We start from the raw sequence: 17,982 nt of genomic DNA, 5'->3' as shown, positions 1-17,982 counted from the left end.
TGTAGGTGCAACCCGATGTTCGACCTATAGACGGACAATGAGCCACATCTCACAAAATTCCTTCACATAAACCACAAATAAGTGAAGGCGAAAAACGAAAGAACGTGAAGTAAAAGACCCCGACCAAAGGCGGAAAACGAAATGGGCCCCACCCGGATTTCTCCGGGTGGGGCCCACCGTTCAGCTATGCGCCAGGCACTGGCAGCGGGTCAGAGCTTCAGCTCTGGCCGCCCGCCAGCTTCTCGCGCAGGGCCGCCAGGGCCTCGTCCGAGGCGAGAGCGCCGGAGCCCTCGTCGCTGCTGGACGAGTAGGAGCCACCGGCAGCGGCGGCGACGGCGTCGCCACCCTCGGCAGCGGCCTCGGCGTCGGCCTCACGGCTCTTGATGACCTGGGCCTGGTGCTGCTCGAAGCGGGACTGCGCCTCGGCGTACTGGCGCTCCCACTCCTCACGCTGCTTCTCGAAGCCGGCCAGCCAGTCGTTCGCCTCGGGGTCGAAGCCCTCCGGGTAGATGTAGTTGCCCTGGTCGTCGTACGAGGCGGCCATGCCGTACAGGGTCGGGTCGAACTCGACCTCGGCCGGGTTGGCACCCAGCGCCTCGTTGGCCTGCTTGAGCGACAGGCTGATGCGGCGACGCTCGAGGTCGATGTCGATGACCTTGACGAAGATCTCGTCGCCGACCTGGACGACCTGCTCCGGGATCTCCACGTGGCGCTCGGCCAGCTCGGAGATGTGGACCAGACCCTCGATGCCCTCGTCCACGCGGACGAACGCACCGAACGGAACCAGCTTGGTGACCTTACCCGGAACGACCTGGCCGATCTGGTGGGTACGGGCGAACTGCTGCCACGGGTCCTCCTGGGTCGCCTTCAGCGACAGGGAGACGCGCTCGCGGTCCATGTCAACGTCGAGAACCTCGACGGTGACCTCCTGGCCGACCTCGACAACCTCGGACGGGTGGTCGATGTGCTTCCAGGACAGCTCGGAGACGTGCACCAGGCCGTCGACGCCACCCAGGTCCACGAAGGCACCGAAGTTGACGATCGAGGAGACGACGCCGGAGCGCACCTGGCCCTTCTGCAGGGTGGTGAGGAAGGTCTGGCGGACCTCGCTCTGGGTCTGCTCCAGCCAGGCACGGCGGGACAGGACCACGTTGTTGCGGTTCTTGTCCAGCTCGATGATCTTGGCCTCGAGCTCCTTGCCCACGTAGGGCTGGAGGTCGCGGACGCGGCGCATCTCGACGAGCGAGGCCGGCAGGAAGCCACGGAGGCCGATGTCGAGGATGAGACCACCCTTGACGACCTCGATGACGGTACCGGTGACGATGCCGTCCTCTTCCTTGATCTTCTCGATCGTGCCCCAGGCACGCTCGTACTGAGCGCGCTTCTTGGACAGGATGAGACGACCCTCCTTGTCCTCCTTCTGGAGAACCAGGGCCTCGATGTTGTCACCGACGGCGACGACCTCGTGCGGGTCGACGTCGTGCTTGATCGAGAGCTCGCGGGACGGGATGACGCCCTCGGTCTTGTAACCGATGTCGAGGAGGACCTCGTCACGGTCGACCTTCACGATGACGCCCTCGACGATGTCGCCATCGTTGAAGTACTTGATGGTCTCGTCGATGGCGGCGAGGAACGCCTCGGCGTCGCCGATGTCGTTGACCGCGACCTGCGGGGTGGTGCTGAGGGAGGAGTCGGTGGGGCTCGTCATTAGGAAAAGGGCTCCGGTACGGACATGAAAGTCGTAGGTAATGCCACGCGGAGGGCCCGTATCGCTCCCACCGAAAGCCGGACAGCCAAGAGCACGGCGCACCGGCATTCCCGCACAGCGAGAAATCCGGCGTCCGTCTTGCGACCGTGGGGTCTTCGACAGATGCGAGCGCGACCTGCTCCGTCTGAGGCGCGCAGGCCCGCAGCGCAACTTGTAGCATACGGGGACGGCCAGGCACGGTCAACGCCAAGAGCGGCAAGACGGTGGAGCCCGGTGTGGATCAGGCCATATCCTCCGATTGCGCACCTTGCGGTGGCGCCCGAAGGGGGCCCTTCCCCGGATGCCACCACCAGGATCGGGTCCTTGACGGGCCCGGTCTCGGCAGCGGCGCTTCCGCACTCCACACCCTACGCGATGGGCATTATCACCGTGGCCACCACCCCCCAGTCCGACCTGCATGATCTTGACGGCGACGGCGACGACGCGGTACGGCGCGCGGCCGGCACCGGGGAGAGCAGCCGGGCCAGCCGGCACTGGTGGGACCGCAACGCCGACGAGTACCAGGACGAGCACGGGGAGTTCCTCGGCGACGACCGCTTCACCTGGTGCCCCGAAGGCCTCGACGAGGCCGACGCCCACCTCCTCGGCGAGGTCGCGGACAAGGACGTGCTGGAGATCGGCGCCGGCGCCGCCCAGTGCTCGCGCTGGCTGGCCGGCCGCGGCGCCCGCCCCGTCGCCCTGGACATCTCCCACCGCCAACTCCAGCACTCCCGCCGGATCGACCTCGGCCGCGGCGCCACCCCCGTCGCCGTCGTCCAGGCCGACGCCGCCGTCCTGCCCTTCGCCGACGCCTCCTTCGACCTCGCCTGCTCCGCCTACGGCGCCGTCCCGTTCAGCGCCGACACCGCCGCCCTGATGCGCGAGGTGCACCGGGTGCTGCGCCCCGGCGGCCGCTGGGTGTTCTCCGTCACCCACCCGATCCGCTGGGCCTTCCCCGACGAGCCCGGCGTCGAGGGCCTCACCGCCGCCTCCTCCTACTTCGACCGCACCCCCTACGTCGAGGAGGACGAGCACGGCCGTGCCAGCTACGTCGAGCACCACCGCACCATCGGCGACCGGGTCCGCGAACTCGTCGGCGCCGGCTTCCGGTTGACCGACCTGGTCGAGCCCGAGTGGCCGGTCGGCCTGGAGCAGGAGTGGGGCGGCTGGTCCCCGCTGCGCGGGCGGCTGATCCCCGGCACCGCGATCTTCGTCGCCGAGCGGGGCTGACGCCTTGCCGAACGCCGCCTTGCCCAACCCCGCCTCGCCGAACCCCGCCTTGCCCAACCCCGCCTGGCGCGAACTGCCCGTCCGCAGCGCCCTGCCCGCACTGCACGACGCGCTGGACGGGCCGGGCACCGCCGTCCTCGCCGCCCCGCCCGGCACCGGCAAGACGACGCTGGTGCCGCTCGCGCTCGCCGGTCTGCTCGATCCCGAGCGTCCGACGCTTCGCGTGCTGGTCGCCGAACCGCGCCGGCTCGCCGTCCGGGCCGCTGCCCGGCGGATGGCCTGGTTGCTGGGCGAGGCGGTCGGCGGGCGGGTCGGCTACACCGTGCGCGGGGACCGTCGCGTCGGCCCGGAGACGGTGGTCGAGGTGGTCACCACCGGGGTGCTGCTGCAACGGCTCCAGCGCGACCAGGAGTTGCCCGGCGTCGACGTGGTCGTCCTGGACGAGTGCCACGAACGGCACCTGGACGCCGACACCGCGCTCGCGTTCCTCCTCGACGTCCGGGCGGCACTGCGGCCCGAACTGCGGCTGGTCTGCGCCTCGGCCACCTCCGACACCGCGGCCTGGGCCGAACTCCTCGGCGGCGCGCCGGTGGTGGAGGCGCACGGAGTCTCCCACCCGGTCGAGACGGTGTGGGCACCGCCGCCGCGCGCCGTCCGGCCCGCCCACGGCACCCGGGTCGACCCGGCGCTGCTCGACCACGTCGCCGCCACCGTCCGGCGGGCGCTCGCCGAGCAGGCGGGCGACGTGCTCTGCTTCCTGCCCGGCGTCGGCGAGATCAGCCGTGTCGCCGGGCAGTTGTCCACCGTGGCGGCGGACGTACTACAACTCCACGGCCGCGCCCCGCAGGCCGTCCAGGACGCCGCCCTCACCCCCTCGGACGGCCGCCGCGTCGTGCTCGCCACCGCCGTCGCCGAGTCCTCGCTCACCGTGCCCGGCGTCCGCGTCGTCATCGACGCCGGGCTCGCCCGCGAACCCCGCACCGACCACGCCCGCGGCCTGGCCGGCCTGGTCACCGTCCGCGCCTCGCTCGCCGCCGCCCGCCAGCGCGCCGGCCGTGCGGGCCGCGAGGCCCCCGGCACCGTGTACCGCTGCTGGAACGAGGTCGAGGACGCCCTCGCCACCCGCTTCCCCACCCCCGAGATCGCCCTCGCCGACCTCACCACGTTCGCTCTCCAGGCCGCCTGCTGGGGCGACCCGGACGCCACCGGCCTCGCCCTGCCCGACGCCCCGCCCGCCGGGGCGATGGCCGCCGCCCGGCAGACCCTCCAGGCCCTCGGCGCCGTCGACGCCGACGGCCGGGCGACTCCGCGCGGCGTGCGCCTCGCCCGCACCGGGCTGCACCCCCGGCTGGGGCGGGCGCTCGTGGACGGCGCCTCTGCCGTCGGCGCCCGTCGGGCCGCCGAGGTGGTCGCCCTGCTCTCCGAGGAACCGCCGCGCGCCCTCGGCGACGACCTCGGCGCGGTCTGGCGGGCGGTCCGCTCCTCCAACGACCCCTACGCCGGCCGCTGGCGCGAGGAAGTCCGCCGCCTGCTGCGCGCCGCCGGCTCCGAAGCCGCCACTCAGCTACCCGACACGACCGCCGCCGGCCTCGTCGTCGCCCTCGCCTTCCCCGAACGCATCGCCCGCGCCCGGGTCGAACGCCCCGCCCCCGGCGAGCGCAGCCCGTACCTGATGGCCTCCGGGACGGCGGCCGAACTCGCGCCCGGCACCGCGCTCGGCGCACTGCCGTGGCTCGCCATCGCAGTCGCCGACCGCCCGGCCGGTTCCCCGTCCGCCCGGATCCTGCACGCTGCGGCACTGGACGAGGACACCGCCCGGCTTGCCGGTGCCTCGCTGCTCGAATCCCGCGAGGAAGTCCACTGGGACACCCGCCGCGACGAGGTCGTCTCCCGCCGGGTCGAATCGCTGGGCGCGATCGAACTCGCCGAGAAGCCGCTCAGCCGCCCCAACCGGGCCCTCGTCCGCACCGCCATCCTCGAAGGCCTGGCCCGCGAGGGCATCAGCACCCTGCTGACATTCCCCTCCGGCCTGCGCGAACGCCTCGCCTTCCTCCACACCGCCATGGGCGACCCCTGGCCGGACGTCTCCGACGCCGCGCTGCTGGAACGCGCCGACGAATGGCTGGAGCCCGAACTCTCCCGCGCCCGTCGCCGCGCCGACCTCGCCCGCATCGATACGACCGCCGCCCTGCAACGCCTGCTGCCCTGGTCCACCGGCGAGGCAGGCCGCCTGGACGAGCTGGCCCCCGAGCGCGTCACCGTGCCGTCCGGCTCGAAGATACGCGTCGACTACACCACCGAACGCCCGGTGCTGGCCGTCAAGTTGCAGGAACTCTTCGGCTGGACCAAGACCCCTGCCCTGGCCGCCGGCCGCGTCCCGCTGACCATTCACCTGCTCTCCCCCGCCGGCCGCCCCGCCGCCGTCACCGGCGACCTCGCATCCTTCTGGCAGAACGGCTACCGCGCCGTCCGCGCAGAGCTGAGAGGCCGCTACCCCCGCCACCCCTGGCCCGAGGACCCGTCGACGGCGGAGCCCACCCGCCGCCTCAACCCGCGGAACTGACACTCCTCCTCGGCGGGGGCGGGATTCCCGGCTCGCGCTGCCGTCAGGAGATCGAGAAGCCCATCTGGTTCACCACCGGCGTCATCGGCACGTAGAGCACCTGCGCGTAGCAGGTCGTCGAGTGTGCCGTCGATCCAGCCGGGCAACCGACCTCCGACCTTCCGGCCACGATCACGCCGCGAGCCTCCATGTCGCCGTTCGCGCCGGACGGGTTGGCGAGTGCGGGGCCGCCGCTGTCGCCCTTCGCGCCGATCGCCCGTCGGTCACCACCCTTCGACTCCGCGATGTCCACCGGCTTGATCTTCGTCCCCTCGTCGTTCGTCGTCTCGACATCGACCTTCTTGACCTCCACGTCGCACTTCCACCCCGACTGGGCGCCGCTGAGGCAGACGAGGTCCCCCACGTTGTTGCGTCCGATCCCGTACGTGCGTCGCGACGAACCGCTGCTGTCCGACCAGGCACCGTCGTAGAACCGGCCGGTGCCGTTACCGTTGATCGCGATCATGCCGACGTCCAAACCGTCGCCGATCGCGTACAGGTCGCCGATGTAGCCGCCCGTGCCGTTGTAGTACCGGCCGCCGCCGCAGTGTGCGGCGGTCAGCAGCACCTTCGTCCTGTCCTTCCAACCGCTGAACGCGGTCGAGCAGAACGAGGCCTTGCCGGTGTTGACCTCGGCGCCCGCGTAGTACGGCGCGCTGTCGGAGTGCCGGCTGCCGGACAGCGCTGCAGGGATGCCCTCGACGGTGGCCGTCACCGGCATCCCGGCGATCTCGGCGGCCGTCCGGGAGTACGCCTGCTCGGTCGTGGCGCCGCCGGTCGGCCGGGTCGCCTTCGCCGGCACGTACGTGATCGCGATGGCGGTGCCGTCCTCCTGCGGGCCGATCGACGTCCACGCCTCGGGCGCCACAGCGGCGGTGAACCGGTCGATCGCGGCGCGCATCTCCGCGCGGGAGTAAGGGCTTTGGTGGACGTCGACGGTGTAGCCGGGGCCCGCGTTCGCGTCGAGCAGCGCCCGGACCTCGGCCGGGGCCTCGCCCTTCCAGTAGACGTCGGCGTGCTGGTTCGACGCGTCGATCACGGTCCCGGCGTAGCCGTCCGCCGCCGGGTCGCCGGACTCCACCCAGTCCTGCACCGGGTCCGTCATGCGGTGGAGCTTCTGCTGGGCCTGCGGGTCGCGGAGCACCGGCAGGCTGACCGACGGGACCGGCCCGTCCGGCGCGGCGTCGGCGGCGACGAGGGCGGAGGCAGTCACGGCGGACAGGGCCAGGGACAGCATGAGACGGGAGCGGCGCATACGCGGTCCTTCGACGGGGCTGGCGGGCCGATATCCAGCGTAGGGACCGAACCGCGCTTCGCCTGGTCAGAAGGCGCGTTTCAGGCTGCGACAGGCGCATGCGGAAGGCGATGCGCCCCCGGCGGCGGGTCACCGCTCCGGGAAGTCACCGGCCTGGACGGAGGAGAGGAAGGACGTCCAGGCCGAGGCCGGGAAGACGAGCACCGGCCCGTGCGGGTCCTTGGAGTCACGCACGGGGACGAGGCCGGGGAATCCGGGGGCCACCTCGATGCAGTCGCCCCCGTTGTCGCCGCTGTAGCTGCTCTTGCGCCAGCTGACCGTGCCGAACTCGTTCCACGTCATCCGTCGTCGTAGGCGAAGACGTGCCGGGGGTCGGTATAGGTGCCGACGATCCCGGTGATCTCGACGTCGACACCGGTCTCCTCGCGCGTCTCCCGGATCCCGCACCCGGCGAGCGACTCGCCGATGTCCATCCTGCCGCCGGGCAGGGCCCACATCCCGTTGTCAGTCCGGCGCTGAAGGAGGACGCAGCCGGTGTCGTCGACCACGACGACGGACGCGGCCGGAACGAGCGAGTTCGCCTCGGGGGCGTCCGGGTCGTCCTCGTAATCACGCCTGGGCATGCTCTTCCGCCTCCGCTGTCAAAAGACGTGCGAGCCTCCTCAGACGTCGCCGAACTCGCCAGAACGGACGGCGCCGACGAAGCTGGACCAGGCGTCGACCGGGAACGCCAAGGCTGGTCCGTCGGGGTCCTTGGAGTCGCGAACCGTTCCAGGGCGCGAGTCGTCGACCTCGACACACCCGCCTTGCCCGTTGCTGTAGGAACTCTTTCGCCACGCGGCGTCAGCCGGGTGGTCATCGTGCGTGCCGTTCATAATCGTTCCGTGCCTCCCGGATCATGGCCGCGCTGTCCGGCCGGGTGAGAGCGTCGACCTGAAGGCGATCGTACTGGCCAGCCCATCCGGCCACGACCTCAGAGTCCCGTTCCAGAAGGCTCCGCCCCAGCGTTTCGGTGTACCCAACCATCGTGCGAGTGGGCAGGGTCAACAAGGTGACCGAGTGCGAGAAGGGGCGCGACTCACCAAGCGTGAACGGGGCGACTTGGAGGATGACGTGGGGGCGCGCCGCAAGGTCTTCCAGATATTGCATCTGGCGGGCCATAACAGCCGCTCCGCCGATTTGACGCCGTAGAACCGACTCGTCGAGGACCACGTGGACCGTCACAGGACGGTCGAGCAGCCGCTGGCGTCCGGCCAAGACCTTCAGCCGCTCCTCCGCCTGCTCCTGCGTGGCTTCACCCCGTCGAACCGGCGCCATCTCGTACGCGGCACTGTAGTCCGGGTGCTGGAGCATGCCAGGCACCATGTCCAGCTCGAAGATCCGAATGGCCACGGACTCCCGCTCTTTGGCTGCGTACTGGTCGAAGCCCTCGAACAGAACTCTCTGTCCGGACTGGCGCCACTCTCGTTCGAACTGATCCGTTTCAAACACGCCATCAATTCTCTTCGAAAATTTACTGGTTGGAGACTTTCGTCCAGTTTCCACGGCGGAGATGTGAACGGCAGAGTACCCGACGAGTCCCCCCAACTGTTCCTGCGTCCAGCCTCTCGCCTCTCTGGCCTGCCGAAGCAGCACACCAAACTTGGCGGTGGGTGAGGAGTCGGGGTCAAGTTCCTTACGGTTCATGATCGCTAGCGACTTTCCCTTCCGGTCCGAAGAGTTGAAGGCATGGCCAATACTAAGCCACAGTGAGTGCTCTGGGTAGTCGCATCACTACACATCGAAGCGACGCCGTGACGCTCTTCCACTCCGCCCTCCGAGGTGCCTCGCCATGCTCAAAACCTGCGCCGCCCACCGCCCCCGCACGTTCGCCGCGCGCCTGGACTCGCGGACCGAATCCACCCCCGTCGCCCGGCAGTTGCTCCGCGCCTACCTCGCCGCCCTCCCCACCGGCGACCGCTACCGCGACACCGCCGAACTCCTCCTCGGCGAACTCTTCGCCAACGCCGTCCAGCACACCGACGCCCCCACCGACCGCCTCATCGAAATCCGCTTCTCCCTCACCGCCGACCGCCTGCGCCTCGAAGTCCACGACGCCGGCACCGGCCGCCCCTCCCTCCACACCCCCACCCCCGACGACGAACACGGACGCGGCGTCCTCCTCATCAACGAACTCGCCGAGAAGTGGGGCTGCTGCCCCCGCGCCGGCGGCGTCGGCAAGTTCGTCTGGGCCCTGATCGCCCCCACGTCCTCCCCCACGTCCACCCTCCTCACCGTCTGAACAGGTGCCCACCATGCGACTCCCCCTCACCGCCCGCCACCTGTTCGACACCGGCTCCACCCCCGCCGACACCTACGCCACCCTCGCCCGCCGCACCCGCGAGCCCCTGCGCTCAGCCCGCGCCGTCTGCACCGCCCTCGGCATCCCCGCCGCCGAAACCCAACGCCGCCTCGACGACTGCTACGACGCCCTCCTCGCCAACCCCCGCCCCGGCACCGAGAACGACACCGGCGAACTCCTCGAAGCCCTCGGCGTCTTCGACATCCCCAAGACCCCCGACGACCGCGACCTCGCCGTCATCGACCTCTTCCTCACCGCCATCGACGCCCACGGCAGCATCCGCGCCGGCCACCAACACGGCCTCACCCGCTGGTTCACCACCGGCAACCTCACCACCGCCTACCTCTCCCTCACCGCCACCCAACCCCACCCCACCACCGGCGACCCCACCCACTACTGGACCACCCTCACCACCGCCGGCGAACTCCTCACCGCCACCCCCAACCCCGACCCCCGCCTCAAACCCGCCCTCACCCACTGCCGCACCCAAGCCCAAGCCCAAGCCACCCACGCAACCCACCCATGAACACAGGAAGTCGACCCACCCGACTTCCTGCGCACACCCGCCCCCAACCCCCGCAGAGCCCACCTGCCGCACACCGCCCTGGCTTCGTTCACTTCCAGCAGTAGCGTTTGTCTGCCGGTTTGAGCCGCGGTTGCCGATCTTGAGGACCGTGGATGTTCACGAGAAACAGCAGCAGTCGACAAGGCGGCCCGCCACCCCTTCCGGCGGCGGGCCGTCGAGTCTGCATTCGCCCCACCCACGAGCTCGTGGCGTGGGTTCTCCCGCAGCTGGCCTTCGAGGCAGTTGCTGCCAACGCGGGTAGCTCAGCTGTTGAGGCTGGGTGCGACCTCGCGGGTCATACGGAGGTTGGGCAGCTTTCCTTGCCAAAGCTCTCGCTCGCTCGTGACCTTGAATCCGTGGTGCTGGTAGAAGCGGACCGCGCTGTCGTTGTAATCGGTGGCCCATAGGCATATGGGTGTGGCTCCGGCCCAGGTGAGGAACTCGGTCATCATGCGGCCACCAAGTCCCTGGCCCTGGACGTGTTCCAGCAGATACATCGGTCCGAGAGTGACCACCTCGCCGCGGCGCCCGCAGAGAACGCCGACGATCTCGGTCTCAGAACGGAGAACACGGCAGAACAGCAGATCCGGGTCCTGGTTCGCTGCCTCGATGAACTCCCGCCACTGGTTGATGCCTTCCGCGGTAGCTGACGAGCCGCGGTGCTCACGGATCCAGTCCTCGTCGATCCCCACCTCCGGGTTGGGGTATGTCTGCAGCCAAGCCCTCAGCAGCAACGGCCCCAGCTGCGCGGAGTCGCCCGGACGAGCAGCTTCGATCACGTAAGTCATGGCAACGATCCTCACCGATCACCCACCGCTTCAGACTGCCCAGTCATCCCTGCGACGGAGGCGGAACGCTCAGAGTCGCATGAGCCCGGCGGCGGTCGGCCGGAATCCGCACTGACCGTAGAAGGACTCCAGGTGCGGTTCGTAGTCGACGTGCAGCCACTCGGCACCGCGTGCGCTCGCCTCGCTGGCAGCCGCCCTCACCAACCGGGTCCCGAGCCCCTGCCCGCGCTCGTCCGGGTGCACGGTGGTGTCCAGGACGAAGGCGTGCACACCACCGTCGCCGACGACGTTGACGAATCCGACCAGCCGGTTCCCCCGGCGCGCCGCGATCCAAGCCAGGCTGCGGGCCAGCATCGGCGCGAAGGAGGTCGGCTTGTGATTCGGCCACGACGCGCTGAACAACTCGTCGAGTTCGGCATCCGTCAGCTCAGGACACACCGCCAACACCTCGTCATCGGCCCACGACACATCACTGATCACCATGCAGGGCCAGCCTGCCATGCATCCACGGCCGTGATCGCCGCTCCACTCGTCGCCCGAGACCTCGAAGGCGGCGACCCCGCGCGCGGTCGTCGACGGCGACGGGCCGAGCTGGGCGCAGGAAGTCGGCCCCGCCGACTTCCTGCGCCCGGGCCCTCGCGCCAAGGGCGAGCACTGGCGTCGGCCACCGCAGCGCCCGCCGCATCCGCCCGCCCAACCCTATGATGTGATCGCCCTGTTGACGCGCTACCAACAGGAGCTGATCATGTCCTCACCCCTGCCCACCGCCGTTCGTCTGACCGTCGGCCGGCACACCTTCGACGGACTGGCCGCCGGGCCCGCCGACGGGGAACTCGTCCTGCTGCTGCACGGGTTCCCCGAGTTCGCCGACTGCTGGAGCGCCGAGCTGACCGCGCTGGCCGCGGCCGGCTACCGCGCGGTGGCGGTGGACCAGCGCGGCTACTCCCCCGACGCCCGCCCCGCGGACATCGCGGACTACTCCGTCGAGCTGCTGGTCGCGGACGCGCTGGGCTTCGCCGACGCCCTGGACGCGCCGCGCTTCCACCTGGTCGCCCACGACTGGGGCGGCCTCGTCGCCTGGGCGCTGGCCTCCACCCACCCGGAGCGGCTGCACAGCCTGACCGTGCTCTCCACCCCGCACCCCGAGGCGCTCTACGAGGCCCTGAACAACGACAGCGACCAGCGCGAACGCTCCCAGTACATCAGGGAGTTCCGCCTTCCGGAGCACGTGGCCGAACAGGCCATGCTGGCCGACGACGCGGCCAGGCTGCGCGCGATCTACCGGGGCGCACTGCCGACGGACCAGGCCGAGTCCAACGTCCGACGGCTGACCGAGCCGGGCGTGCTGACGGCCGGGCTCAACTGGTACCGGGCGATCAACGAGGAACTCCGGGTGCCGGCCGGCGAGATCACCGTCCGCACGCTCTTCGTCTGGGGTACCGAGGACCGCGCTTTGGGCCGCGACGCCGCCGACCTGACGGCCAAGCACGTCAGCGCCCCGTACCGGTTCGTCGCGCTGGAGGGTGCCACCCACTGGCTGCCGGAGGCCGACGCCGAGCGGATCGTGCCGCTGCTCCTGGAGCACCTCGCGGGCTGACCCGGAGCAGTGTTCCCGGCGCGCCGCCCCACCGGCGCGCCGGTTTCGCCGCCCTCAGCCCGCCCTCAGCCCACCCTCAGCCCGCCCTCAGCCCGTCCTCGGCGTGTTCCGGGATCGCGCCCAGCTCTCCGCCTGCTCCGGGTCCCACAGGAAGCGGGCGCCGAAGTCCTTCTCCTCGCCGGGTCCCGCCTCCGTCAACGCGCGCACCAGCGCCGGGCTGTAGACGGCGTGGACCCTGAAGTTCGCCAGGAGCCGACTCTTGATCACGATCCGCACGTAGCGACGGCTGTTGCCCCGGTGACGTCCGGCCACGATGACGCAGTCACCGCCGTCGCCCCAGGCCGGCGGCGCGATCCACACCTTCGCCCCCGGCGCGAAGTGCCGCAGCCCCTTGCGGATCTCCGACCCGCCTTCGCCGTGACCGGTCTCCTGAGCGACATTGGCCACGAGGCACACGCCCAGCGGCTCCGGTCCGGTTGCGTCCGTCATGGCAGCCATGATCGCCTGACCGGACACAGTGGCGCGCGTCCTTTTCCCAGGGCCGGGCCTCCGGGCCGTCGGCCGACGGCGACCGGCTCGGCCCGGGGGGCCACGTCGGCCTCATCCGGGCCGTCCACCCGCAGGGCATTCGTGAGTTGCCCACGCGTCACGACCAGTGTCGTACCGGGTTCCACCCCCACGCAGAAGGCGGTGCCCACAACCGATCACGACACCACACGGGTCTAGAGGCGGCAGCTGATCTCCATTCCGTCCTCCACGGGGAACGTGACGCTCTGGTAGCCGTTGGCGGGGTCGCGGACGTAGTCGAGGTAGGGCGCGAGGGCCTCCAGGTCGACGTCGTCGGCGACGACGAGGGTGCCGGGCGCGAGGCGTGGTTCGAGGAGTCGCAGGACGGGCAGGCACAGGTCCTTCCAGCCGTCGAGGAGGACGAAGTCCGCGGAGCCGTCGACTGCGGCGAGGGTGTCGCGGGCGTCTCCTTCGAGGACGGTGATCAGGTCGTCCAGTCCCGTCTCGGTGAACGTCCGGCGGGCGGCCGCGGCCTTGGCGGCGCTCAGTTCCGTACTGATCACCCGCCCCGTCCCGTTGTCGCGCACCGCGGCGGCGAGATGGAGCGTGGAGATGCCGAAGGACGTGCCGAACTCGACGACGGTGGCGGGGCGGGTGGCCCGGATCAGGTTGTAGAGGAGGCGGCCGCCCTGGGCGGAAATCGGCATGTACACCTCGGCGTTGGCGTCGGCCTGCTCCTGCGGGCCGAGGGGCGCGGAGTTCTGGGGCCACGCCGCCCGGATCCGCCTGCTGGTCGCCTCGTCCTGCTCGGCATGCCGGAACATCCGGTCGAGGGCGGTGGCGACGCGGGGGTCTTCGAGGGTGTTGGTGGGTGTCATGGGCCTAGACTAGACGCACCGTTGCGTTGCGTCTAGCGGTTCTGGCCTACCCTGGCCCCAGGAGGCAGACATGGAACGAGGAAGTACGGCCGCCGCGGCGGCCGGGTCACAACCGGCGGCACGCCACCACGGCAACCGGCACGGCCGCAGCGAACAGGCCCGGCAGGCAGTGCTGGAGGCGGCCGACGACCTCTTGGTCGAGAAGGGCTTCACCGGCGTCACCATCGAGGGCATCGCCGCCCGGGCGGGCGTCGCCAAGCAGACCGTCTACCGCTGGTGGAAGACCAAGACCGACATCCTCCTGGACGCCTTCCTCCAGGACGCGACCGAAGCCCTGACCCCGCCGGACCACGGCGACCTGGCCCCGGACCTGCGCGCCCACCTGCGCCAACTGGCCCTGTTCCTCACCCGGTCCGACGCGGGCGCCGTCTTCAAGGCCCTCATCGGGCACGCCCAGCACGATCCCGCGTTCGCCGCCGCCCTGCGGTCCGGGTACCTCGACGAACAGCGCCGACGCGACCGGCTCCCGCTGGAACGCGCGGTGGAACGCGGCCAGCTCGCCGCCGGACTCGACATGGCGGCGGAGATCGACCAACTCGTGGGACCGCTCTACCACCGCGTCCTGGTGACGGCGGAACCCGTGGACCAGGCTTTCACCGACCGCCTCGTCGAGGCGTTCCTGCACCGCGCGAACGTAGCCGACGCCGCGGACGCCGCGGACACCGCGGACGCAGCCGACGCACGGGAGACGGGGAGCAGCTGACTCCGAAGGCGGGCCGGCGGGAGGTGACCGCGCTCAGTGACGAGGGGTTGCGGCGTACTGGTCCGACGACAACGCGAACACCCGCACTCGCCGACCGCCGGCGGGACTGACGGTCTCACGGGCCAGCTGCATCCCCAGTTTGGTCATGATCCGTTCGGAGGCGTCGTTGCCCACCTGAGTGATGCTGACGATCCGCTCCAGCCCTCGCTCCTCGAACGCGAACCGCACAGCCGCCGCAGCGGCCTCGGTGGCCAAGCCCCGCCCCCAGTGGGAGCGCCCCAGCCGCCAGCCGACCTCGACCGCCGGCAGTACCTCCGGCAGGAATTCGGGGACCGAGAGGCCGGTGAACCCGGCCAGCTCACCAGTGGACCGGATCTCCACGGCGAACAGGCCGAAGCCCTGCGCCTCCCACTCGCTCTCCCAGGCCTGGATCCCGCCGCGGGTCTGCTGTTCGTCACGGACGCTGCCGTCACGGATCCACCGCATGACCTCGGGGTCGGCATTGACGGCAGCCATGGGCGCGACGTCCTCCTCGCGCCAGCGACGCAGGATCAGACGCGGAGTCTCAAGCGTGACCATCGGATCATTCTGGACCGCCAAGGGGCTCTCCGCCATCCGCCGCTGCCCACCGCCGATCGTCGCGCCCGCTGCGCGACGGCCCGCGGGAGCGGAGCGGCGGGCCCGGACACCAGCCGTGTCCGGGCCCGCCGAGAACCGCACCGCCGAACCGCACCGCAGCCCTGCACCGCCGAACCGCGCCGCCGGATCAGTGCGCGGCGGCCTCCCAGTTGGCGCCGACGCCCACCGAGACGTCCAGCGGGGCGCGCAGCGGGTAGGCGCCGGCCATCTGCTCGCGGACGATCGCCTCGACCTGCTCGCGCTCGCCCGGCGTCAGCTCCAGCACGATTTCGTCGTGCACCTGGAGCAGCATCCGGGAGGTGAGGCCGGCGGCGCGCAGCGCCTCGTCCACCCGCAGCATGGCGATCTTGACGATGTCGGCGGCCGAGCCCTGGATCGGGGCGTTGAGGGCCATCCGCTCCGCCATCTCGCGGCGCTGGCGGTTGTCGCTGTTGAGGTCCGGCAGGTAGCGGCGGCGGCCGAGCAGCGTCTCGGTGTAGCCGGTGGCGCGGGCCTCGTCGACGACCCGGCGCAGGTAGTCGCGGACGCCGCCGAAGCGCTCGAAGTAGGTGTCCATCAGGCCCTGGGCCTCGCCGGGCTTGATGCCGAGCTGCTGCGAGAGCCCGTACGCGGACAGCCCGTAGGCGAGGCCGTAGGACATCGCCTTGATCTTGCGGCGCATCTCGGCGTCCACCGCGGTGCCCGGGACCTCGAAGACCTGGGAGGCGACGGTGGTGTGCAGGTCCTCGCCGGTGGCGAAGGCCTCCAACAGAGCCTCGTCCTCGGAGAGGTGGGCCATGATGCGCAGTTCGATCTGCGAGTAGTCGGCGGTGAGCAGCGACTCGTAGCCCTCGCCGACGACGAAGGCGCGGCGGATGGCGCGGCCCTCCTCGGTGCGGACGGGGATGTTCTGCAGGTTCGGGTCCTGCGAGGAGAGCCGGCCGGTGGCGGCGACCATCTGGTTGAAGGTGGTGTGGATGCGGCCCTTGGGCGAGACCGTCTTGAGCAGGCCCTCGACGGTGGTGCGCAGCTTGGCCTGGTCGCGGTGGCGCAGCAGGATGACCGGCAGTTCGTTGTCGGTCTGGGTGGCGAGCCAGGTGAGCGCGTCGGCGTCGGTGGTGTAGCCGGTCTTGATCTTCTTGGTCTTGGGGAGGGCGAGCTCGCCGAAGAGGATCTCCTGGAGCTGCTTGGGCGAGCCGAGGTTGAACTCGCGCCCGGCGGCGGCGTGCGCCTCCTCGACTACGCGCTGGATCTCGGTGGCGAACTGCGTCTCCAGGCTGGTGAGCCAGGGGCGGTCGGCGGCGATGCCGGTGCGCTCCATCCGGGCCAGCAGGGCGGCGATCGGCAGCTCCATGTCGCGCAGCAGCCCGGTGGCGCCGACCTCGGCGAGGCGGGTGTCGAAGAGCGCGGCGAGGTCGAGGACGGCGCGGGCCTGGAGCATGAGTGCCTGGGCGCCTGCCGCCGGGTCCTCCTCCGGGGCGTCGAAGGCGAGTTGGCCGTCCTCGGTGGCGGGGGCGGGGGTGAGCGAGCGGGCCAGGTACTCCTCGGCGAGCACCTCCAGGGTGAAGGTGCGGCGGCCGGGCTTCTCCAGGTAGGCGGCGAGGGCGGTGTCGGCGACGACACCCTCGATGGCCCAGCCGCGCTCGGCGAAGGCCCGCATGACCTGCTTGGCGATGTGCAGGGCCTTGGGGGCGGCCGGGTCGGCGAGCCAGGCGGCGAAGGCCCGCTCGTCCTCCTCGGCGAGCTGCGCCGGGTCGAACCAGGCGGCGGACTCCCCTGCGGCCAGGGCGACTTCGGTGACCTCGCCGGTGCCGAGCGCCCACTGGTAGACGGCGGCGAGGGCGACCGGGGCCTTGGTGTCGGCAGCGTGCTCGCGCAGCCAGCCAGCCAGCGTGCCCGGGTCGGTGAGGAGTTCGCCGTCGACCTCGACGCCGGGGGCGAGTTCGGCCGCGGCCTCCTCCTCGCCGCCGGCCGGGTCGATGCCGTGGACGCGGTCGCGGAAGTTGGCGTTGCGGAACTCCAGCGACTCCATCAGCGTGCCGACGGCGGCCTTGTCGAACGGCGCGCGGGCCAGGTCGCCGACGCCGAGCGGGAGTTCGACGTCGCGGACGAGCTCGGTGAGGACGCGGTTGCGCTTGACCGAGTCGAGGTGTTCGCGCAGCTTCTCGCCGATCTTGCCCTTCACCTCGTCGGCGCGGGAGACGAGTTCGTCGAAGGAGCCGAACTGGTTGACCCACTTGGCGGCGGTCTTCTCGCCGACGCCGGGGATGCCGGGCAGGTTGTCGGACGGGTCGCCGCGCAGGGCGGCGAGGTCCGGGTACTGGCGCGGGGTGACGCCGTACTTCTCGGCGACCTTCTCCGGGGTGTAGCGGGTGAGCTCGGAGACGCCCTTGGTCGGGTAGAGCACGGTGATGTGGTCGGTGACCAGTTGGAGGGAGTCGCGGTCGCCGGTGACGATGTCGACGTCGTAGCCGGCCGCCTCGGCGGCGGTGGCCAGGGTGGCGATGATGTCGTCGGCCTCGAAGCCCTCGGCCGTCAGCCGGGGGACGTTCATCGCGTCGAGCAGTTCGCCGATCAGGCCGATCTGGCTGCGGAACTCGTCCGGCGTCTTGGCGCGGTTGGCCTTGTAGTCGGGGAACTCGACGGAGCGGAAGGTCTGCCGGGAGAGGTCGAAGGCGACGGCGAGGTGGGTGGGCTGCTCGTCCCGGACGGTGTTGGCGAGCATCGAGGCGAAGCCGTAGACCGCGTTGGTGGGCTGGCCGGTGGAGGTGTTGAAGTTCTCCACGGGCAGGGCGTAGAAGGCCCGGTAGGCCATCGAGTGCCCGTCGAGCAGCATCAGCCGGGGCCGCGGGCCGGCCCCGCCGCCACCCGTCGCGCCCTTGTCCGTACTCTGCGTAGCCACGTCAACGTCCCGTTCCTGCCGATTCCACTACCGGCCACCGATCCTATGGCCCGGCACCGACAAAAGGGGCGCCGTGCCGGTCGGGCGCCGTGCCGATCGGGCGCGGGGCGCGGGCGGCGGGGGCGCGCCGGGGGCCGCCGTGCCCGGGGCGTCCGTTGACACGCCCCGACCCCGGACACGGCCGCTACC

The 17,982-nt window shown here is 71.0% G+C and carries 17 protein-coding genes and 1 pseudogene; 6 read left to right on the top strand and 12 right to left on the bottom strand.

From position 1 onward, the window contains the following. Window positions 1–217 precede the first annotated feature (217 nt). A complete protein-coding gene (rpsA, locus tag ACIOGZ_RS30400) occupies window positions 218–1,708 on the bottom strand; it encodes a 30S ribosomal protein S1 (protein ID WP_063347134.1) in 1,491 nt (496 codons plus the stop codon). A gap of 414 nt (window positions 1,709–2,122) precedes the next feature. Here rpsA and ACIOGZ_RS30395 point away from each other — a divergent pair, with 414 nt between their 5' ends. Both ACIOGZ_RS30395 and hrpB read left to right on the top strand, forming a co-directional pair. After that, window positions 2,123–2,977: a class I SAM-dependent methyltransferase gene (locus ACIOGZ_RS30395; protein WP_363584190.1), complete on the top strand. Its 855-nt coding sequence runs from the start codon at window positions 2,123–2,125 to the stop codon at window positions 2,975–2,977. Window positions 2,978–3,026: 49 nt separating this feature from the next. After that, complete coding sequence (gene hrpB, locus ACIOGZ_RS30390; RefSeq protein ID WP_400988464.1) at window positions 3,027–5,540, top strand: ATP-dependent helicase HrpB; 2,514 nt, start codon at window positions 3,027–3,029, stop codon at window positions 5,538–5,540. Window positions 5,541–5,583: 43 nt separating this feature from the next. On the opposite strand, the gene ACIOGZ_RS30385 is transcribed toward hrpB, so the two are convergent. From ACIOGZ_RS30385 to ACIOGZ_RS30365, 5 genes and pseudogenes are all read right to left on the bottom strand, one after another. Next, window positions 5,584–6,834, bottom strand: coding sequence for a hypothetical protein (locus tag ACIOGZ_RS30385; RefSeq protein ID WP_400988462.1), 1,251 nt, complete (start codon window positions 6,832–6,834; stop codon window positions 5,584–5,586). 129 nt (window positions 6,835–6,963) lie between these two features. Continuing rightward, window positions 6,964–7,176, bottom strand: coding sequence for a DUF397 domain-containing protein (locus ACIOGZ_RS30380; protein ID WP_400988460.1), 213 nt, complete (start codon window positions 7,174–7,176; stop codon window positions 6,964–6,966). Then, window positions 7,176–7,457: pseudogene (locus ACIOGZ_RS30375) on the bottom strand (NUDIX domain-containing protein); the annotation flags it as partial. The pseudogene ACIOGZ_RS30375 and the gene ACIOGZ_RS30380, both read right to left, overlap by 1 nt. Window positions 7,458–7,496: 39 nt before the next feature. Next, window positions 7,497–7,709, bottom strand: a complete 213-nt coding sequence (locus ACIOGZ_RS30370; RefSeq protein WP_400333150.1) for a DUF397 domain-containing protein — start codon at window positions 7,707–7,709, stop codon at window positions 7,497–7,499. Further along, window positions 7,690–8,520: a Scr1 family TA system antitoxin-like transcriptional regulator gene (locus tag ACIOGZ_RS30365; RefSeq protein WP_400988458.1), complete on the bottom strand. Its 831-nt coding sequence runs from the start codon at window positions 8,518–8,520 to the stop codon at window positions 7,690–7,692. Before ACIOGZ_RS30365 ends, ACIOGZ_RS30370 begins: the two co-directional genes overlap by 20 nt. A 145-nt stretch (window positions 8,521–8,665) precedes the next feature. Here ACIOGZ_RS30365 and ACIOGZ_RS30360 point away from each other — a divergent pair, with 145 nt between their 5' ends. Continuing rightward, complete coding sequence (locus tag ACIOGZ_RS30360; RefSeq protein ID WP_400988456.1) at window positions 8,666–9,115, top strand: ATP-binding protein; 450 nt, start codon at window positions 8,666–8,668, stop codon at window positions 9,113–9,115. Between the two features lie 13 nt (window positions 9,116–9,128). Beyond that, window positions 9,129–9,701 (top strand): hypothetical protein, encoded by a 573-nt coding sequence (locus tag ACIOGZ_RS30355; protein ID WP_400988455.1) that lies wholly within the window; start codon window positions 9,129–9,131, stop codon window positions 9,699–9,701. 302 nt (window positions 9,702–10,003) lie between these two features. Here the strand turns inward: ACIOGZ_RS30355 and ACIOGZ_RS30350 are convergent, their stop codons facing one another. Beyond that, the gene (locus tag ACIOGZ_RS30350; protein ID WP_363633555.1) at window positions 10,004–10,528 is read right to left on the bottom strand and encodes a GNAT family N-acetyltransferase; all 525 of its coding nucleotides are present in this window, start codon (window positions 10,526–10,528) and stop codon (window positions 10,004–10,006) included. A 69-nt stretch (window positions 10,529–10,597) separates the two neighbouring features. Then, window positions 10,598–11,011, bottom strand: a complete 414-nt coding sequence (locus ACIOGZ_RS30345; protein WP_400812009.1) for a GNAT family N-acetyltransferase — start codon at window positions 11,009–11,011, stop codon at window positions 10,598–10,600. A 262-nt stretch (window positions 11,012–11,273) separates the two neighbouring features. Here ACIOGZ_RS30345 and ACIOGZ_RS30340 point away from each other — a divergent pair, with 262 nt between their 5' ends. Further along, window positions 11,274–12,125, top strand: coding sequence for an alpha/beta hydrolase (locus tag ACIOGZ_RS30340; RefSeq protein WP_363588900.1), 852 nt, complete (start codon window positions 11,274–11,276; stop codon window positions 12,123–12,125). Between the two features lie 87 nt (window positions 12,126–12,212). Here the strand turns inward: ACIOGZ_RS30340 and ACIOGZ_RS30335 are convergent, their stop codons facing one another. Beyond that, a complete protein-coding gene (locus tag ACIOGZ_RS30335) occupies window positions 12,213–12,641 on the bottom strand; it encodes a hypothetical protein (protein ID WP_363588902.1) in 429 nt (142 codons plus the stop codon). A gap of 206 nt (window positions 12,642–12,847) precedes the next feature. Next, entirely contained in the window at window positions 12,848–13,510 is a 663-nt protein-coding gene (locus tag ACIOGZ_RS30330) for a class I SAM-dependent methyltransferase (protein WP_363588904.1), read from the bottom strand. Between the two features lie 70 nt (window positions 13,511–13,580). Here ACIOGZ_RS30330 and ACIOGZ_RS30325 point away from each other — a divergent pair, with 70 nt between their 5' ends. Then, complete coding sequence (locus ACIOGZ_RS30325) at window positions 13,581–14,273, top strand: TetR/AcrR family transcriptional regulator (RefSeq protein WP_400988452.1); 693 nt, start codon at window positions 13,581–13,583, stop codon at window positions 14,271–14,273. A 33-nt stretch (window positions 14,274–14,306) separates the two neighbouring features. On the opposite strand, the gene ACIOGZ_RS30320 is transcribed toward ACIOGZ_RS30325, so the two are convergent. Both ACIOGZ_RS30320 and polA read right to left on the bottom strand, forming a co-directional pair. Further along, window positions 14,307–14,852, bottom strand: a complete 546-nt coding sequence (locus ACIOGZ_RS30320) for a GNAT family N-acetyltransferase (RefSeq protein ID WP_400988450.1) — start codon at window positions 14,850–14,852, stop codon at window positions 14,307–14,309. Window positions 14,853–15,039: 187 nt separating this feature from the next. Continuing rightward, window positions 15,040–17,727, bottom strand: a complete 2,688-nt coding sequence (polA, locus tag ACIOGZ_RS30315) for a DNA polymerase I (RefSeq protein WP_363633565.1) — start codon at window positions 17,725–17,727, stop codon at window positions 15,040–15,042. Between the last annotated feature and the right edge of the window lie 255 nt (window positions 17,728–17,982).

The sequence above is a fragment of the Kitasatospora sp. NPDC088160 genome, from assembly GCF_044741445.1.
In the GTDB taxonomy this organism is placed as follows: Bacteria; Actinomycetota; Actinomycetes; order Streptomycetales; family Streptomycetaceae; genus Kitasatospora.
The sequence above is the reverse complement of the archived record's forward strand: the minus strand, read 5'-3'. Positions and strand labels throughout refer to the sequence as shown.

Excerpts from the sequence above, each read along its gene's own strand:
- rpsA (WP_063347134.1), bottom strand. The coding sequence starts at position 1,708 with ATGACGAGCCCCACCGACTCCTCCCTCAGCACCACCCCGCAGGTCGCG.
- ACIOGZ_RS30395 (WP_363584190.1), top strand. The coding sequence starts at position 2,123 with ATGGGCATTATCACCGTGGCCACCACCCCCCAGTCCGACCTGCATGAT.
- ACIOGZ_RS30385 (WP_400988462.1), bottom strand. The coding sequence starts at position 6,834 with ATGCGCCGCTCCCGTCTCATGCTGTCCCTGGCCCTGTCCGCCGTGACT.
- ACIOGZ_RS30380 (WP_400988460.1), bottom strand. The coding sequence starts at position 7,176 with ATGACGTGGAACGAGTTCGGCACGGTCAGCTGGCGCAAGAGCAGCTAC.
- ACIOGZ_RS30370 (WP_400333150.1), bottom strand. The coding sequence starts at position 7,709 with ATGAACGGCACGCACGATGACCACCCGGCTGACGCCGCGTGGCGAAAG.
- ACIOGZ_RS30365 (WP_400988458.1), bottom strand. The coding sequence starts at position 8,520 with ATGAACCGTAAGGAACTTGACCCCGACTCCTCACCCACCGCCAAGTTT.
- ACIOGZ_RS30360 (WP_400988456.1), top strand. The coding sequence starts at position 8,666 with ATGCTCAAAACCTGCGCCGCCCACCGCCCCCGCACGTTCGCCGCGCGC.
- ACIOGZ_RS30355 (WP_400988455.1), top strand. The coding sequence starts at position 9,129 with ATGCGACTCCCCCTCACCGCCCGCCACCTGTTCGACACCGGCTCCACC.
- ACIOGZ_RS30350 (WP_363633555.1), bottom strand. The coding sequence starts at position 10,528 with ATGACTTACGTGATCGAAGCTGCTCGTCCGGGCGACTCCGCGCAGCTG.
- ACIOGZ_RS30345 (WP_400812009.1), bottom strand. The coding sequence starts at position 11,011 with ATGGTGATCAGTGATGTGTCGTGGGCCGATGACGAGGTGTTGGCGGTG.
- ACIOGZ_RS30340 (WP_363588900.1), top strand. The coding sequence starts at position 11,274 with ATGTCCTCACCCCTGCCCACCGCCGTTCGTCTGACCGTCGGCCGGCAC.
- ACIOGZ_RS30330 (WP_363588904.1), bottom strand. The coding sequence starts at position 13,510 with ATGACACCCACCAACACCCTCGAAGACCCCCGCGTCGCCACCGCCCTC.
- ACIOGZ_RS30325 (WP_400988452.1), top strand. The coding sequence starts at position 13,581 with ATGGAACGAGGAAGTACGGCCGCCGCGGCGGCCGGGTCACAACCGGCG.
- ACIOGZ_RS30320 (WP_400988450.1), bottom strand. The coding sequence starts at position 14,852 with ATGGTCACGCTTGAGACTCCGCGTCTGATCCTGCGTCGCTGGCGCGAG.
- polA (WP_363633565.1), bottom strand. The coding sequence starts at position 17,727 with ATGCTGCTCGACGGGCACTCGATGGCCTACCGGGCCTTCTACGCCCTG.